9 protein-coding genes are annotated in these 17,490 nt (G+C 68.6%); 3 read left to right on the forward strand and 6 right to left on the reverse strand.

Annotation, left to right across the window (positions count from 1 at the left end; all coding sequences use genetic code 11):
* Positions 1-31 precede the first annotated feature (31 nt).
* The 6 genes from AC07WJ_RS09350 to AC07WJ_RS09375 all read right to left on the reverse strand — a co-directional run bounded on the left by AC07WJ_RS09350 (position 32) and on the right by AC07WJ_RS09375 (position 12,178).
* Positions 32-3,202, reverse strand: coding sequence for a multidrug efflux RND transporter permease subunit (locus tag AC07WJ_RS09350; RefSeq protein WP_494934284.1), 3,171 nt, complete (start codon positions 3,200-3,202; stop codon positions 32-34).
* A 33-nt stretch (positions 3,203-3,235) separates the two neighbouring features.
* Positions 3,236-4,462, reverse strand: coding sequence for an efflux RND transporter periplasmic adaptor subunit (locus AC07WJ_RS09355; RefSeq protein WP_494934285.1), 1,227 nt, complete (start codon positions 4,460-4,462; stop codon positions 3,236-3,238).
* Positions 4,463-4,615: 153 nt separating this feature from the next.
* Complete coding sequence (locus AC07WJ_RS09360) at positions 4,616-4,939, reverse strand: hypothetical protein (RefSeq protein ID WP_494934286.1); 324 nt, start codon at positions 4,937-4,939, stop codon at positions 4,616-4,618.
* Between the two features lie 151 nt (positions 4,940-5,090).
* On the reverse strand, positions 5,091-5,888 hold the full coding sequence (locus AC07WJ_RS09365; RefSeq protein WP_494934287.1) for an APH(3')-II family aminoglycoside O-phosphotransferase: 798 nt from the start codon (positions 5,886-5,888) through the stop codon (positions 5,091-5,093).
* Between the two features lie 6 nt (positions 5,889-5,894).
* A complete protein-coding gene (locus AC07WJ_RS09370) occupies positions 5,895-10,208 on the reverse strand; it encodes a translocation/assembly module TamB domain-containing protein (protein WP_494934288.1) in 4,314 nt (1,437 codons plus the stop codon).
* On the reverse strand, positions 10,208-12,178 hold the full coding sequence (locus AC07WJ_RS09375; protein WP_494934289.1) for an autotransporter assembly complex protein TamA: 1,971 nt from the start codon (positions 12,176-12,178) through the stop codon (positions 10,208-10,210). The genes AC07WJ_RS09370 and AC07WJ_RS09375 overlap by 1 nt, the downstream gene beginning before the upstream one ends.
* 298 nt (positions 12,179-12,476) lie before the next feature.
* Between AC07WJ_RS09375 and AC07WJ_RS09380 the strand changes: the two genes are divergently transcribed.
* The 3 genes from AC07WJ_RS09380 (at position 12,477) to mdtD (ending at position 17,440) form a co-directional block, all read left to right on the forward strand.
* Entirely contained in the window at positions 12,477-14,042 is a 1,566-nt protein-coding gene (locus tag AC07WJ_RS09380) for an AMP-binding protein (RefSeq protein ID WP_494934763.1), read from the forward strand.
* 239 nt (positions 14,043-14,281) lie between these two features.
* Positions 14,282-15,946, forward strand: coding sequence for a helicase HerA domain-containing protein (locus AC07WJ_RS09385; protein WP_494934290.1), 1,665 nt, complete (start codon positions 14,282-14,284; stop codon positions 15,944-15,946).
* A gap of 78 nt (positions 15,947-16,024) precedes the next feature.
* On the forward strand, positions 16,025-17,440 hold the full coding sequence (gene mdtD / locus AC07WJ_RS09390) for a multidrug transporter subunit MdtD (protein WP_494934291.1): 1,416 nt from the start codon (positions 16,025-16,027) through the stop codon (positions 17,438-17,440).
* Positions 17,441-17,490: the final 50 nt, after the last annotated feature.

Genomic DNA, 17,490 nt, shown 5'->3' on the forward strand with positions numbered 1-17,490 from the left:
CCGCCGCCGCCGTGAGAACAGGCCGCCGGCGTCAGGAGTGAGCCTCCTGCGCCACGGCCGGCGGCGTGGCCGGAGCCGACGGGGCCGCCTCGGGTTTCGCCTTGGCGGGCCGCTTGCGCTGGAACAGCCTGACCACGACCACGAAGAAGACCGGCACGAAGAACACCGCCAGCACGGTGGCCGACAGCATGCCGCCGAGCACGCCGGTGCCGATCGCCTGCTGGCTCTTCGACGCCGCACCCGACGCGATGACCAGGGGAACCACGCCGAAGATGAAGGCGAGCGAGGTCATCACGATGGGGCGGAACCGCAGGACGGCGGCTTGCACGGTTACCTCGACGATCGATCGGCCGGGCTTCCAGAGTTCCCGGGCGAATTCGACGATGAGGATCGCGTTCTTGGCCGAGAGACCGATGATGGTGATCAGCCCGATCTTGAAATAGACGTCGTTGGGCATGCCGCGCAGCGAAACGGCGGCGAGCGCCCCGATCACGCCGAGCGGCACCACCAGCAGGACCGAAACCGGGATCGACCAGCTTTCATAAAGTGCTGCCAGGCACATGAAGACGATCAGGATGGACAGGAACAGGAGCAGGGTCGCCTGCGAGCCGGCCTGCTTTTCCTGCAGCGACTGGCCGGTCCAGGCAAAGCCGAAACCGCGCGGCAATTGCTGCATCAGCCGTTCCATCTCGGCCAGCGCCTCGCCGGTCGTGTAGCCGGGCGCCGGCTCGCCGGTGAAGCGCACCGACTGGTAGCCGTTGAAGCCGATGATCTGGGCCGGCCCGTTGCTCCACTGGATCTCGGCCAGCGAAGACAGCGGCACCATCGTGCCCTGGGCATTCCTCACGCTGTAGTTCAGGAGGTCGGCCGTGTTCAGCCGCTGCAGCTGCTCGGACTGCACGATGACCCGCTGCATCTTGCCGCGATTGGGAAAGTCATTGGTGTAGACCGAGCCGAGATTGACCTGGATCGTGTCCTTGATGTCCTCGAAGCTGACGCCGAGGGCGGCGGCCTTTTCGCGGTCGATCACCAGTTCGGCTTGCGGGGCCGGCGGCAGGCCTTCGACGAAGACCTTCTGCAGCACCGGGCTCTTGCGGGCGAGGCCGAGCAATTGCTCCTGCGCGGCCATCAGGGCGGCATAGCCCTTCTGGGCGCGGTCCTGCAGCCTCAGGCTGAAGCCGGCGCTGTTGCCGAGATTGTCGATCGGCGGCGGCTCCAGGGCCTGGATGATCGCATCCCGGTAGCCGGCGAGCGCGGCATTGGTGCCGGTCACGAGCGCCCCGACCGAGGATGCGGCGTTGCGCTCGCCCCAGGGCTTGAGGGTTACGAAGGCCTGCGAGGTCATCTGGCCCTGGCCGGAGAAGGAGAAGCCGTTGACGATGGTCACCGTCGCCACGCCCGGCTGGGCCAGCAGGTGCTCCTCGACCTTCTTGACCGCCTCGAGCGTCCGGTTGAACGACGAGCCCGGCGGGGTCTGGATGTCGACCGTGAAGAAGCCCTGGTCCTCGACCGGCAGGAAGCCTTCGGGCATGCGCATGAAGGCGAAGCCCATGCCGGCCAGCAGGGCCAGATAGATCGCCATGACGCGGCCGGATTTGGCGATGAAGCCCGCGACGCCGCGGCCGTAGCGGGCGGTTTCGCGATCGACCAGGCGGTTGAACCAGCCGAAGAAGCCGCCCTTGGCATGGCCGTGGCCCTTTTCGATGGGCTTCAGCAGCGTCGCGCAGAGCGCCGGCGTCAGTGACAGGGCCAGGAAGGCCGAAAAGGCGATCGAGGTGACCATGGCGACCGAGAACTGGCGGTAGATGATGCCGACCGAGCCCGGGAAGAAGGCCATGGGGATGAACACCGCGACGAGCACCAGCGTGATGCCGATGATGGCGCCGGTAATCTGCTTCATCGCCTTGCGGGTGGCCGCCCTGGGCGACAGGCCCTCCTCGTTCATGATGCGCTCGACGTTCTCGACCACGACGATCGCATCGTCGACGAGAATGCCGATGGCGAGCACCATGCCGAACATGGTCAGCACGTTGATCGAGAAACCGGCCAGCAGCATCACGGTGCAGGAGCCGAGCAGCGCGATCGGCACGACGATGGTCGGGATCAGCGTGTAGCGGATGTTCTGGAGGAACAGGAACATCACGAAGAAGACCAGCACCACGGCTTCGGCCAGCGTCATCAGCACCTTCTGGATCGACGCTTCGACGGCCGGCGTGATGTCGTAGGGAATGTCCCATTTGACATTGGTCGGGAAGAACTGCGCGAGCTCCTCCATCTTGGCGCGAACCTCGCGCGCGGTCTGCAGCGCGTTGCCGTCGGGCGCCAGCGTCACCGCGATGCCGGCGGCCTGGCCGCCGTTCAGGCGGGTCGTGAACTTGTAGTCCTCGCCGCCCAGTTCGATCCGCGCGACATCGCGCAGGCGCACGTTCGAGCCGTCGGAATTGGCGCGCAGCACGATCGCACCGAACTGCTCGGGTTCGGTGAGCTGGCCGCGCACGATGATGGGAAAGTTGACGGGGTTGGACGACGGGCTCGGCTGCGCGCCGACGGCGCCCGAGGCGATCTGGACGTTCTGGCTCTGGATCGCCCGGGAGACGTCGGAGACGGCAAGACCGAGGCCACGCAGCTTGTCGGGATCGATCCAGACCCGCAGGCTGCGCTCGGTCGAATAGAGCGTGGCGCGGCCGACGCCCGGGATGCGGCGAATCTCGTTGATGACGTTGCGGATCAGGAAGTCGCCGAGCGCGACCTCGTCCATGGTGCCGTCGGTCGAGGCGAGGGTGATGATCTGCAGCGTGGCGGCCGAGGCCTCCTCGACCAGGATGCCCTGCTGGCGGACTTCCGCCGGCAGGCGCGCCTCGACGCGCTTCAGCCGGTTCTGCACCTCGACCGAGGCATAGCCCGGGTCGGTGCCCGGCTTGAACGTCGCCGTGATCTCGATCACGCCGAACGAGTCGGTGGCCGACTCGAAGCTCTGGATATTGGCCGCGCCGTTCAGCTCGTCTTCGATGAGACGGGTGGTGCCGGTGTAGAGGCTCTCCACCGATGCGCCGGGAAAGGCCGTCGACAGTGCGATCGATGGCGGAGCGATGATCGGATATTGCGCGACCGGCATGAAGGGAATCGCGATGATTCCGCCGAGGCAGATGAACAAGGCGATGACCCAGGCGAAAATCGGCCGATCAATGAAAAATCCAGCCATCAGACAGGCTCCCGAACCGGAGAATGGGCGCGCTTAGCGCAGGTGGGTCGCGGTCGGCGCCGTGCCGTCGCGCAAGGCCGAGACGCTGGCCTCGACGGCGCGCGGCGCCTGGTGCACGGGCCGGACCTGCATGCCGGCGGCGATCTTCTGGAAGCCCTCGACGACCACGCGCTCGCCCGGCCGCAGGCCGGCCTGGATCAGCCAGGCCCCGTCGATCACCGCGCCCACCTCCACCGGCTGCCGGGCGACCTTGTCGTCGCCGCCGATGACCCAGACCTCCGCCTTGCCGTCATCGGTGCGCTGGATCGCCTGCTGGGGCAGGGCGATGGCGTCGGCGTCGATGCCCTGGGTTGTGCGTGCCCTGACATACATGCCCGGGAACAGCTCACCGTGCGGGTTCGGAATCTGCACGCGCAAGGTCACCTGGCCGGTGCTCGGATCGGCGGTGACGTCGGAGAACAGCAGGCGGCCGGCATGGGCGTAGACCTGGCCGCCGTCCAGGATGAGCTGGACATTGGCGGCGCCGTTTTCGAGCCGCGAGAGTTCGCCATTGGCGAGATCGCGCCGGAGCCGGTTCAATTCGCCGACCGACTGGGTGATGTCGACATAGATCGGATCGAGTTGCTGGATGGTGGCGAGCGGCGTGCCGCTGGCGGAAGCGACGAGCGCGCCCTCGGTCAGCAAGGCGCGGCCGATATGGCCCGAGATCGGCGCACGGACGTCGGTATAATTGAGCTCCAGCCGGGCCCGGTCGCGCGCGGCCTTGGCGCCGGCGACCTCGGCTTCCGCCTGTTTCTGGGCGGCGTGGGCGGTGTCGTACTGGGCCTGGCTCGCGGTCTGGCGCGACAGCAGTTCGCGCAGGCGCTGAGCCTGCTGGCTGGCGAGCACCAGGGTTGCTTCGGCACGCGCCAGCGTCGCCTCGGCGCTGGCGAGCTCGACCTGAAACGGCGCCGGGTCGATCTTGTAGAGCAGGTCACCGGCTTCGACCCGGCTGCCCTGCTCGAAATTGCGGTCGATCAGAAGACCGGCCACCCGCGACCGCACTTCCGCGATGCGCAGCGGCACGACGCGGCCGGGCAGTTCGCGAACTTGGCGGATGGGCTGGGACGCGGCGGTGACGAAGCCGACTTCGGGCGCTGCCGCGGCCGGCAGGCTCGCGGCCGGTCTTGGATCGTTGCAGGCGGCCAGCAGGACGGCGAGGGCCGAAACGCCGGCGAGCATGGTGAGCGATTTGACGGAGAGGCGGCGACGATCGCGCATGGCTTGGCTCGCTTGTTCGGACAACAGGATTTCTGACGACACACGGGACCCGTGATCGCGGAGGGCAGTGATGAGGGGAGTCGATGGCGCTTCGCGCGGTCAGCGGTCCGGGCTCATGCCGATGTCGGCAGGCTCATGCCGGTGCTGAACCGATCAGGCGCGCGGGGCGTGCCGCGACCACAGATCCGGCGGGCGGTCGAGCGGCAGCGGCCGCCCGGAACGGACCGTCAGCACGGTCGGTCTGCGCTCGGACCGGTAGGGGCGGTTGGAATGACCCGATGCTTTCGGGACGATGACCGAGCCTTGGCAATCCAGGTCCGGCCAGTCCTCGCCGGCAGTCATTTCCTGGAGGGCATCACCGGTCCCGTCCTGTCCGGGTCGGTCGCCATGGATGGATCCGGCCTGGACGACAACGTCGGTCGCGACGGCGTGACGGGTCGCGGCGTGGCCGGCCGAAAAGATCCAGGCCGCCAGCACCAGCGCAATGAATCCTGTCCACTTGCCCGTCATGGGGCAGGCTTAGCGGCCGAAATGATGCGGTGCAATACACGAGGCTGTGCGATGCAAACACGGGGCGGTCAAAACCCTGTGAGGGTTCGGCCCGGCCCGATCGAGGGCGGAGCCGGCTTCAGAAGAATTCGTCGAGCAGCCGGTAATAGGCAAGGCGCGCCGGCTCGGGCTCGACCAGACCATAGTGCCGGAAGAACGGCGCCACCCAGGCCTCACCGAGATTATGGGTGATGCTCCACGCGGCCAGCGCCAGGTCCTGATAGCGGTCGGCGAGGCCGAGCCGGCCACAGTCGATGAAGCCCGTGAAGCGGTCGTCCTCAGCCATGAGGTTGGGCAGGCAGGCATCGCCATGGGTGACGACGAGGGTCTCCGTGCGCGGCCTGTCGGCGAGCAGTCGCCGATAGAGTTCGGCGCTGGTCGTGGCTTCGCGTTCGTCGTCGAAATCGGTCTCGTCGACGAGACCGGCGGTCATCCGGGCCCGGGCCGTGGCGAGCCTGAGGTCGAGCCGGTGGTCGAAAGGGCAGTTCGTGGGATCGAGGCCGTGCAGCCGGCACAGTGCCGCGGCGGCGATCTCGACGCGGCGCTCGGGTGATAATTCCGGCGAGGAGGCGAGGTCGCGGCCGGCAACCGCGGTCATCAGCAGCCACAGCGATCCGGCATGATGCTCGTCGGCGAGCACGCCGGGGCAGGCGATGCCGCGCGCGCCGAGCCAGCGGAGCCGGGCGATCTCGTCGGGCAATTCGGCGAGCGGCGCGGCCTTTTCGGTCTTGACGAACAGCGTCGGCCGGCCCTCGGCCTCGAGCCGGAACACCCCGGCATCGGAACAGCCGATCGTCTGCGGCAGCCATGCATAACCTTGAAGGCGCCCCGTCCAGGCCGGCGGCGGGCTGAGGGACAGGGCGTCGGTTTCCAGCATTCCCCCCTAATATTCGATCTCGGCGCCAATGCCGACCGAGGCGCGGCCGTCGGCGCCGACCTCGCTCTGAAGGCGGAGGCGCCGGGTCAGGTCGATATCGGCGCCGACGGCGGAGTTCTCCGGCCTGGCGCCGGCGCGGACGCCGATGCGGACGCGGTCGTTGATATTGCGGGAAATGCCGACGGTCGGGCCGCCGGCGCCCATGCCGACGTCGAGATCGTTCAGCCCGAGGGCGCGGCGGGTGCGCTCGAAGGCGTCCGGGCCGCCGCCGCTGCCGGCGAGCTGCGCCACGGCCTGGGCGAGCTGCACGGCCTGGAACGGCGACAGGCCGCCGGAAGCACGGGCGAACAGCAGGCGTGACAGGACCTCGTCCTGCGGCAAAGCCGGCGACGATGTCAGCGTGAATTGCGGCTCGGTCGCGCGGCCGGTGATCGCGATGCTGGCGGTGACTTCGGCGGCCCGCGTCTCGGCGACGAAGTCGAGATCGGGGATCACGTCGCCGCCGCCGAAGGTCAGCCGGCCGCGGGTGAAGTCGAGCCTCTGGGTGAGCAGCGAGAAGCGGCCGCGGCGCAGTTCGAAGGAGCCGGCGGCGCGCGGATCATTGCTGGTGCCGGCGAGCCGGACCATGCCGCCGAGCTCGGCATCGATGCCGCGGCCACGGACGAAGACGCGCGACGGCGCGTCGATGCTGAGGTCGAGGGCGGCGTTGAAGGCGGTGCCGCGGCCACGGCGCTGCTGGGCGGCGGCGCGCTGCCGGGCGATCTGCGCCAGGCGGTCGCGGGTCTGGCGCGGCGGCGCCACATGGCGGGCATCGCGCAGCGGCTCGGCCGCGCTCGGCAGCCGGTCCGGCACGCGGATCTCCAGGCTGGTCACATTGATGCGACCGCTCAGCCGGGGCGCCGTCGACAGCGGCCCCGAGATGGTCAGATCGAGGCTGGCGATCAGGTCGGCAATATCGCTCGACACCAGCTGCGCGTCGCGGGCGGAAATCTTGAGGTCGGCGGGGAACCCCCGTTCGGGATCGGCGGCAACCCGGCCGCTGACCGCGATGGTGCCGGCATTCTTGGTGCGCGCCGTCAGCCGCTCGATGACGATGCTGTCGCCCCGGCCGCTGACGCGTCCCTCGATGGCGGTCAGCGCCACGCCCTGGATCGGGTCGCTGAAGGCACCGTTGGTCAGGGTGGCCGTGCCCTGGACGTCCGGCCGCGCGCGGGTGCCGCGCAGGGAGCCGTCAATGGCGACACGTCCGGCGACACGCTGGCCGGTGCCGGCGAGGCTCGCATTGGCGAGGCCGGCGTCGAGCGTTCCGCGCGCCCGCAGGTCGAAAGCGCCCTGCGGCGCGATCGGCGCCGTGCCGTTGACGGTCAAGGCCAGCGCCGATCCACCCGAAATCCTGACGTCGAGACTGGCGCGTTCGCCTTGGGCCTCGCCACGGGCGTTGATGTCGAGGGCCGGCACGCCGGCCGAGCGGGTCTGTGGCGCGCTGAGCCCCTTGATGGTGGCTTCGAACGGCCCGCGCGGCGCGGCCGCGGGTCCCTTGAGGGTCGCGCGCGCATCGAGCGTGCCGCGCAGGCCGGTGCCCGGAGCGACGATGTCGACGGCGGCGAGCGGGACGCGCCGGGCATTGAGCACGACGTCGAGCTGCGAACCAAGCCTGCCCTTGAGCTCGATCTCGCCGCCCTGCACGCCGATGACCAGCCGCTCGGTCACGACCTGGCCGTTCTCCAGCACCAGGGTGGAGGGGGCGGCAAGCGCGATGCGGGCGCCCGAGCGGGCGGCGCTGAAGGATGCGAGGTCGAGCCGTGGCGCTTGCCCGAGGCCGAGCTTGCCGGCGGCGGCGAGGCTGAAACCGCGGGCCAGGGCGGTGAGTGAAATGTCGCTCGCCGCGCCGTTGGGCCGGGCATTGAAGCCGATACGCTCGATCGTCTCACCGCCGGCGACCAGCTGGTCGATCGCGGCCGTGCCGTTCAGCACGGTGCGCCCGGCGATATCCTCGGTGCGCAGGTCGGCCTTCAGCGAATTGAGCGAATTCGTGCCGATCACCAGCCGGCGTCCGTCGGCGGTGACGGCGAGCTGCTGGCGGCCGGCATTGGCGCCGGCGATGACGGTCGCTTCGAGCGCACCGCCGAGCCGCATCAGGGTGAGCGGGGCGATGTCGTCGAGGTCGCGCGCCGAAACCGTGAGGTTGCCGGCCGCGAGGCCCGCCGCATCGAGCGTGCCCCGGCCCTCGGCCCGGACCGAGCCGAGCTGGGCCGCCAATTGGTCGAGCCGCCAGCCATTGCCGGCGGCGCCACCCTTGATATCGACGATCAGCGGCTTGCCGTTGACGTCGCCGCCGGCCGACAAGGTTCCGGCCGGCGCCGTCACCAGCCGGGTGGCGGCGAGCGTCAGGCGAAGGTCGCGGATCGGCCGGTTGAGCGCGCGGATGTCGGGCGCGGTCAGCGTCACGGTGGCGTCGGGATCGTCGCGTGAGCCGGTGATACGGGCATTGAGACGCGCCGCGCCGGCCAACCGCTGATCGGTGCGGGCAAGGTCGGGCAGCGTCAGGTCGCCGGCCAGGTCGAGATTGGTCTTGGCGATCCGGCCGTTCAGGACCGCCTGAATATGCTGGCCCTGGGCCGCCATCTGGTCGAGCGTGATGGCGGCACGGGATGTCCGGGCGGTGCCGGCAAGCGTCAACTGGCGGCCGACCAGCCGGTCGGCGATGGCATCGCCGAGCGACAGCTCGCTGCCGCGCCCGTCGATCCTGGCGGTGACCTGGGACAGAGACGGATCGCCCGACAAGGCCACCTCAAGGGTGGCGCGGCCGGCGAGCCGACGATCGGCCAGGGTCGACAAAGCGGCGAGCCTGGTGATGTCACCCTGGACCTTGCCGTCGACCAGGGTCGAGCCGGCCCGGCCGGTGAAGCCGAGCGCCAGGTTGGGGGTGGCGATGCGGGCTTCGGTGACGTCGGCGACGGTCTTGTCGTCGACGGTGGCGCGCACCACCAGGGTGGCATTGTCGCCGAGCGCCTCGGCGAGCCCACGGTCGGCCGGAGCGACACCGGTGGCGCGGCCGTCCATGGCGATGCGGAAACGTTGCGGGCCGGTCGTGCCGAGCGGCTCCACCGCCAGCGTCGCGGTCAGCGCCTGCAGCTTCAGGCCGGGCGAGGAAAGACCGGCGAGATCAAGCTTGCCGTCGACTCGGGGTCCGGTGACGGGGCCCTTCGCGGTGGCGTCGAAAACCAGGCGCGCCAGGCTCGAGTCGCCGCGCCGGGTGCCGCCAGCGCCTGATGGCAAGGCGCGCGCCGTCACGGTGACGTCGAGGACTTTGGCGGCGTCGAGCCGGCCGGCGATCGCCAGCTCGGCGAGGTCGGAGGCAAGCCGCAGGCGCTCGATGCCGATCGCGCCGTCATCGGCGAAGGTGACGCCGCCGCCGAGCGAGGTGGTACCGGCGAAGATGGTGCCGACCGCGGGCGGCAGGAGACTTTCGATATGCGCGGTCAGGTCGAGGTCGAGCCGCCGGAGCGGACCGTTGCGGCCGAGCCGGGCCTCGCCGCGCGCATCGGTGCCGGCGCCGGCGTCGAAGGCGACCCGGCCACGCCAGTCGTCGAGCACGCCGGCGCCCGAGATGTCGAGTTTCACCGGCGGCAGGCCGGGCAGGTTCATCAGGCGAGCGGCGATGCCGCCCGCCGGCTCGTCATGCTGGAGGTTGAGATCGAGCTGCTGCGAGGCCGGCGTGAAGCGCAGCCTGACGGTCGTCTGGCCGGGAGCATCGAGCCGCCTGACGTCGAGGGTTGCCTGCAGCCCTTCGGAGGGGGCGCCGAGGCTGGCATTGCCGCTTGCCGAAAAACGCGCCGCGACACCGAGGATCGGCTCGCCCAGCGTCAGTTCGCCCAAGGTGAATTTGTCGACCTGCAGCTTGACCGGCAGTTCCGGCAGCAGTGGGCCGTCGGAGGGCGGTGCGCTGTCGTCGCCCTTCGGCTTGCGGGTGAACTCGATCTTGCCGATCTCGAGATTCTGCACCTCGATACGGCCGGCGAGCAGGGCGGCGCGGCGCCAGACCAGGCGAATGGTATCGATCTTGAGGAAAACGCCGTCGGCATCGGCGACCGAGACATTGCGAATGGTGGCGTCCGACGACAGCGGACCCTCGACCGCGCCGACGGTGACCCGCGACGTCGGCGTCGACAGGAGCTTGGAAATGAAGCCGGCGAGAACGCCCTGGTCTTCCTGGGCATGCGGCGCGGAGGCGTGCAGCATCAGGCCCGTGGCGATCAGGGCGAAGCCGAGAGCGAGGCGGCGGAAGCTGAAGCGGTTGGACCCTGGCTTGCGCATCATCAGAAGGCCTGTCCGAGGCTGACATAGATGGCATAGGGGCGCTCGCCGGCGCGGCGCGCGATGGGGACGGCGAAGTCGAGGCGGATCGGACCGATCGAGGTATAATAGCGCAAGCCGAGGCCCGCGCCGATCCGGAGCCGCTCCGAGCCGTCGGGAAAGGACGAGGCGAAGGCCTGGCCGACATCGACAAACGGCACGATGCCGATGGTGTCGGTGATCTTGATGCGCGCCTCGACCGACGCTTCGAACAGGCTCTTGCCGCCGGTGACATTGCCGAAGGCGTCTCGCGGCCCGAGGCTCTTATATTCGTAGCCGCGCACCGAGCCGCCGCCGCCGGCATAAAAACGCATGGGCGCCGGGATATCGGCGAGCGTGCCGCCGGCCACCGAAGCCAAGGCGACACGGACCGCGAGGATGTAGCGGGCGGCGTCGTCGAGCGAATAATAGGTCGAGGCCTGGACCCGGCCGACGGCAAAGAACGACGGGGCGTCGCGGAAGCCGTGATAGGGGGTGACCGAGGCGATGACCCGGAAGCCGCGCGTCGGATCGAGCGGCCGGTCGGTCGAATCATAGGTGACCGACATGGGAAGCCCGATCAGGCCGTAATTGTTGCGGCCGAGCGGATCGATCGACTGGCCGATCTGGCCTTCGATGCCGCCCTGGATCGAGAAGGCGTCGGTGAAGCGGTGGCGGATCGCCACCGTCGCCGAGGCAACGTTGCTCGAATAGAATTCGGTGCGTTCGCGCAGGATCGAGGCATCAATCAGAAGATCGTTGCGGCTGCCGCCGAGAGCCGGCTTGACGAAGGACGCGGCAAGCCGGCCGCCGATATTGTCGGGGGTGAAGCCACCGCGATGGCTGCCGCCGATCCAGTTCTGGTTCGACAGCAGATAGAACAGATCGGCGTCGAGCCGGAGCCGCTCGGCGCCGCCGAAGAGATTGCGATGCGCCCAATAGGCCTTCAGCGCCGGGCCGTCGACGGTCGAATAGCGCACGGAAGCGCCGAGCACGCGCGGCGGGCGCTCGGTCACCTCGACCTCGAGCGGCAGGTTGCCGTCGGGGTCGAGGGCGGTCGCCTCGCGCACCCGCACGCCGCCGATCGCCTCGATACGCGAGACCGATTTGCGAATGTCCGCCAGTGCCTTGGGCGAATAGGGGTCGCCACGCTCGGCATAGATGAACGAGCGCACCACGGCGGGATCGACCTCGCGCGTGCCGGAGACGCCGATGCCGCCGATGCCGGCGACCGCGCCGGGATCGACGGCCAGCACCACATCGACCTGATGGGAGCGATGGTCGATGGTCGGCTGGCGCCGGACCACCTTGACGAAGGGATGGCTGCGGCTGCGGAAATGATCCGACAATTGCGCCGCGGCGCCGAGCAGCCCGGCGGTTCGCGCGGGGTCGCCCGGCTTCAGCGTGAGCACGCGTGTGGGCAGTACGGCCGGGTCGAACGGCCGGCCGCTGCGCTGGTCGATGACCTCGACCCGGCTGAACGTATAGAGCGGGCCGGGGTCGACGACGATCTCGACAGGGACGACGGAACGTCCCTTGAACCGGTCGAGCAGGACCTTCAGGCCGGCGGATGCCGGCCGTTCCAGCGTGATCGCCTGGCCGCCGACGATGATCGAGACCTGTGCGGCATAATAACCCGAGCCCCACATGGCATCGATGACGCGCGGCAGGTCGCTTTCGGCGCGGCGCAACAATTCATCGCCGTCGGCCGGAGGCTCGGAGCGCAACCGGTAGAGTATCGAGACGTCGTTGATCGAAGCGGAGGCATCCTTGTCGCCGTCGAGACCCCGGATACTGACCTGATAGGCCAGGGCATTGGCGACGACTTGCGGCTGATCACTGCCGAATAGCCCAAAAAAACTCTGCGCATAGGCGGAATCGTGGCCAGCAACGCTCAGTATTGCCGAAAAAGCATAGACACATGCTCGGGGTGTGACCCGCCACTGAACCGACATTCACGCAACCTTTCAACGTCGATACAATGGTCCGCATTGGGTTAAATTAAGGCGAACGCCGACTGGCGGTCGCGTTCTTCACCGGCAGGACAACATCCGCGCGTAGCGCACAGGCTTTGTATCAAGCCCCGGGGCCCATGGCTATTCGACCGTCCGGTCAAGGCGTCGGACCTCGGCCGGGCCTCTGCCCTTCGGTGGATGACAGGTCATGAAAATGCTTCTCGCCAGGGTGCTGCCGGACATGCAGAAATCCCGTGGCCGGGCCCGGGCACGGGAGGCCCGGCCACGGGAGAGCCTCATGGAAAGCCTCTATTCGGGGGGAACGGTCGGTAGCCTGATCGCCGGCGCCATCATTCGCCACGGCGATCGGCCGGCCATTTCCGATGGCGCGACTCACTGGACCTATCGCGAACTGGGCCAGGCCATCGGCCGGTTCATCACCGTGTTCAAGTCCATGGGCCTGAAGAAGGGTGACGCGCTCTCGATCCTCGCCGGCAATCGCGCCGAGTCCTGGGCGGCCATGTGCGCCGGCCTGGTGATGGGCATGCGCTACACGCCGCTGCATCCGCTGGCGGCCGAGGACGATCAGGCTTTCATCATCGAGGACGCCGGGATCGACCTCTTGATCGTCGAGGGCGCCAAATTCGGTCCGCGCGGCCAGGCGATCCGCGGCCGCGTGCCGGCGCTCAGGCATTTCCTCTCCTTCGGGCCGATGGAAGGCGTCGGCGACGTGCTCGCCGATGCCGCCGCGGCGGCGCCGGCGCCACTGGTCGACGAAAGCGAAGCCGAGGCGATCGGCTGGCTCGCCTATACCGGCGGCACCACCGGCCGGTCGAAGGGGGTGATGCTGTCGCACCGGGCGATCGTCACGATGACGCTGCTGCTCTACGGCGACTGGGACTGGCCGGCCGAGATCCGTTATCTCGCGGCCACTCCGATCAGCCATGCCGCCGGCGTCACCATCTATCCGGTGATGTATCGCGGCGGTTATGTGCGCCTGACCCAGGGCTTCGAGGCGGAGACCTATTGCCGTGTGGTGGCCGAGGAGCGGATCACCGCGACCTTCCTGGTGCCGACCCTGATCTATGCGCTGATCGACCAGCCGGCCTTGCGGGCCCGCTACGATCTCTCCTCACTCGACATGATCGTCTATGGCGCGGCGCCGATGTCACCGGACCGGTTGCGTGAGGCGATCGGCATTTTCGGCCAGGTCTTCGTCCAGCTCTATGGGCAGACCGAGGCGCCGCAATGCATCACGACGCTGCGCAAGGTGGACCACGACCTCGATCGGCCCGAGCGGCTCGGCTCCTGCGGCCGGCCGAGCCCCTTCGTCGACGTCAAGCTGCTCGACCAGGACATGCGCGAGGTGGCGGTGGGCGAGCCGGGCGAGATCTGCGTGCGCGGCCCGCTGGTCATGAGCGGCTATTGGAAGCGGCCGGAGGCAACCGAAGAGACGCTGCGCGGCGGCTGGCTGCATACCGGCGACGTCGCGGTCCGCGATGCCGAGGGCTATCTCTATATCGTCGACCGGACCAAGGACATGATCATCTCCGGCGGCTTCAACATCTATCCGCGCGAGGTCGAGGATGCGCTGATGGCGCATGGCTCGGTCGCTTCCGCGGCCGTCATCGGCATCCCCGACGAGAAATGGGGCGAGGCGGTCACCGCCTTCGTCGTGCTGAAACCGGGAGCCGCTGCCAGCACCGAGGAGCTGCAGGCTCATGTGAAGGCGCGGCGCGGTGCGCCCTGGGCGCCGAAATCGGTGAATTTCGTCGAGGCCATCCCGGTGACGGGTCTCGGCAAGATCGACCGCAAAGTGCTGCGCGCGCCCTATTGGGAGGGACGCAAACGCGGCGTGGCGTGACCGGTCCGGTCTTATCCACCGTTTCAGTTCGTGATCGCGGCGGGCCGCCGGGTGCCTGCCAGCGCCGCCGGAGCATTGTATGAATGCGTGACGAGAGTGGCGATTCGGCCTTGGCCGCGTGCCGCGCAATGACGACAGAGCATGGCTGAGATCTCCTGTGGAGGGCCGGCCACGGCAACCGCCGCGGCTGCCTGTCGTGATAATCTCCCGGCCGCCAATGGCAGGGCATGCGAGGTGGAATGAAAGTCGGCATCGATCTTGGGACGACATCGGCGGGCGAACCCGCCAAGCTCGACCTGGAAGAGCTGCTTTCCACCCGCTTGCTCGTGCAAGGCAATTCCGGGTCGGGAAAGTCGCATCTCCTGCGCCGGCTGCTGGAACAGAGCGCCGGCTGGGTGCAGCAGGCGATCATCGATCCCGAAGGTGACTTCGTCAGCTTCTCCGAGCGGTTCGGCCATACCATCGTCGATGCCGAACGCAGCCCGGCCGAATTGCAGCGCATCGCCACCCGCATCCGCCAGCACCGCGCCTCGGTCGTGCTCAATCTCGAAGGCCTCGACGCCGAGGAGCAGATGCGTTGCGCCGCGGCCTTCCTGAACGGCCTGTTCGACGCCGACCGGACCGTCTGGTTTCCCATGCTGATCGCGGTCGACGAGGCCCAGCTGTTCGCTCCTGCGATCGCCGGCGAGGTCTCCGACGAAGCCCGCAAGGCCTCGCTCGGCGCCATGACCAACCTGATGTGCCGCGGCCGCAAACGCGGCCTTGCCGGCATCATCGCCACCCAGCGTCTGGCCAAGCTCGCCAAGAACGTCGCGGCGGAAGCTTCGAACTTCCTGATGGGCCGCACCTTCCTCGACATCGACATGGCGCGCGCCGCCGACCTGCTCGGCATGGAGCGCCGCCAGGCCGAGGCCTTCCGCGACCTCGATCCGGGCCAGTTCGTGGCGCTCGGTCCGGCGCTGTCGCGCCGGCCCCTGTCGATCCGGATCGGCGCGGTCGATACCGCCGGCCGCAGCGGGCGCCCCTCGCTGATGCCGCTGCCGGAGACCTCGCGTGACGCGCTCGAAGACCTGATCTTCGACCCGAGCGCCGACGTGCTGCCCATGCCGGCGTCGAACCCATCGCGCTCGATCGCCACCGCCGACCTGATGCGGCGGATCGAGACCTCGAAATCGATCGACATGCCGCCCGAGCCGGAAACCGACCCGCGCACCGAGGAGGAGCGGCAGGAATTGCTCGACGGCATCTATGCCGAGCTGCTGTCGGATCCCGAAGCCGCGTTCCGGCCGGTGCCGCTGCTCTATCAGGATTTCCAGTTCCACTGCCGCCTGCGCAAGCTCGGCGGCTTCGGCCAGGACATGTCGGCGTTTCGCCGCCGGCTGGCGCTGGCGCGCGCCGGCATCAGCGCGGAAAGCGGCGACGAGGCCTGGCAGCAGGTGCTCGAAGTCTCCGAGAGCCTGCCGGAGGAAATGCAGGGGGTGTTCCTGCTGGTAGCGCGCGCCGCGCGCGAACAGGCGGTCTGTCCGTCCGACGAGGCGCTGGCACGGGCCTATGGCAGCCATTCGCCGTCGCGCGGCCGCTGGCTGCTGACCTATATGGGCGAGCAGGGTTTGATCCGTAGCGACGCCGATTTCCGCGGCAACCGCACGGTGACGATTGCCGGCGTCGGCTGGCGCACCTTGCCCGGCGGTCCAAAGGCCATGGGAAAACCAGCCGCCGCCATCTCGAAGCTCGCATCGGCCAAGGCGCTGATGCTGGGCGGCGCGGAGCCGCGCGAACCCACCGAGCCAGCCGAGCTCTTCGAACCGGCCAGCCCCTTCGAAGCGGCCGGGCCTTTCGAAACGGCCGGGCCTTTCGAAACGGCCTTGTCCGACGAGGACTCCAAGCCGGTCGCAGCCGAGTAGGCACAAAGCTGCACTGGACCTTGGCCGGCCCTGCTGCTTGTTATGGTCGAGGGCCGTATGCAACAGGCGGACGTCCGGATGGAACAGCAACAAGCACCGTCGAAGATCTTCCTGTGGATCGTCGCCGTCGGCTTTTTCATGCAGACGCTGGATTCCACCATCGTCAACACCGCCTTGCCGGCGATGGCGCGCAGCTTGGGCGAAAGCCCGCTGAGCATGCAGGCCGTGGTGATCTCCTATGCCCTGACCATGGCGATGCTGATCCCGGCCTCCGGCTGGCTCGCCGACCGTTTCGGCACCCGGCAGGTGTTCATGGCGGCGATCGGCCTGTTCGTCATCGGTTCGGTGTTCTGCGCGATGTCGCGTACTCTCACTGAACTGGTCATCGCCCGGATCATCCAGGGCGCCGGCGGGGCCATGCTGCTGCCGGTCGGCCGGCTTGCGGTCCTGCGCGCGGTGCCGCGTGCCGAGTTCCTGGCGGCGATGAGCTTTGTCGCGGTGCCCGGCCTGATCGGGCCGCTGATCGGCCCGACGCTCGGCGGCTGGCTGGTGCAGATCGCGTCCTGGCATTGGATCTTCCTGATCAATGTGCCGGTCGGCATCATCGGCTGCGTGCTGACCTATACCCACATGCCCGACAGCCGCGGCGCGTCCATGTCGCGCTTCGACTTCGTCGGCTATCTCCTGCTGTCGTTCGGCATGGTGGCCCTGTCCTTCTCGTTCGACGGTCTTGGCGGCCTCGGCATGGAGCACGCCACCGTGCTTCTGCTCCTGGTGTTCAGCATGGCGCTGATCATCGCCTATGGGCTGCATGCGACGCGCAAGCCCGATCCGCTGTTTCCGCTCTATCTGTTCAAGATCCACACCTATTCGGTCGGCCTGCTCGGCAATCTCTTCGCCCGCATCGGCTCGGGCGCCATGCCGTTCCTGATCCCGCTGCTGCTGCAGGTGAATCTCGGCTATTCGCCGATGCAGGCGGGCATGATGATGCTGCCGGTGGCCGCCGCCGGCATGCTGGCCAAGCGCATCACCACGCCGCTGATCAACAGCCAGGGCTACCGGCGCGTGCTGGTCGGCAATACCTTGCTGCTCGGCGCCCTGATGGCGAGCTTCGCGCTGATCTCGCCGGAGCAGCCGCTGTGGATCCGGCTGGTGCAGCTGGCGCTGTTCGGTGCGGTCAATTCGCTGCAGTTCACCGCCATGAACACCATCACGCTGCGTGATCTCGACAGTGACGGCGCCGGCAGCGGCAACAGTCTGTTCTCGATGGTGCAGATGCTGGCCATGAGCCTCGGCGTGACGGTCGCGGGCGCTCTGCTGACGACCTTCATCGGCATACTCGACCATGACAACCCGTCGCAGACCTTGCCGGCCTTCCACGCGACCTTCATCTGCATCGGGCTGATCACCTGTGCCTCGGCCTGGATTTTCTGGCAGCTGTCGCCCGACATTCGCGAAGGCGCGAAACATGGCGATCCGGCGGATGTGAGCTAGGGCCCGGGCGCGCCGCCGGTCATGTCCGAAAACCGCGTGCCTTCGCCCAC

Source organism: Phreatobacter sp. GW821-FHT04C01, assembly GCF_059420385.1.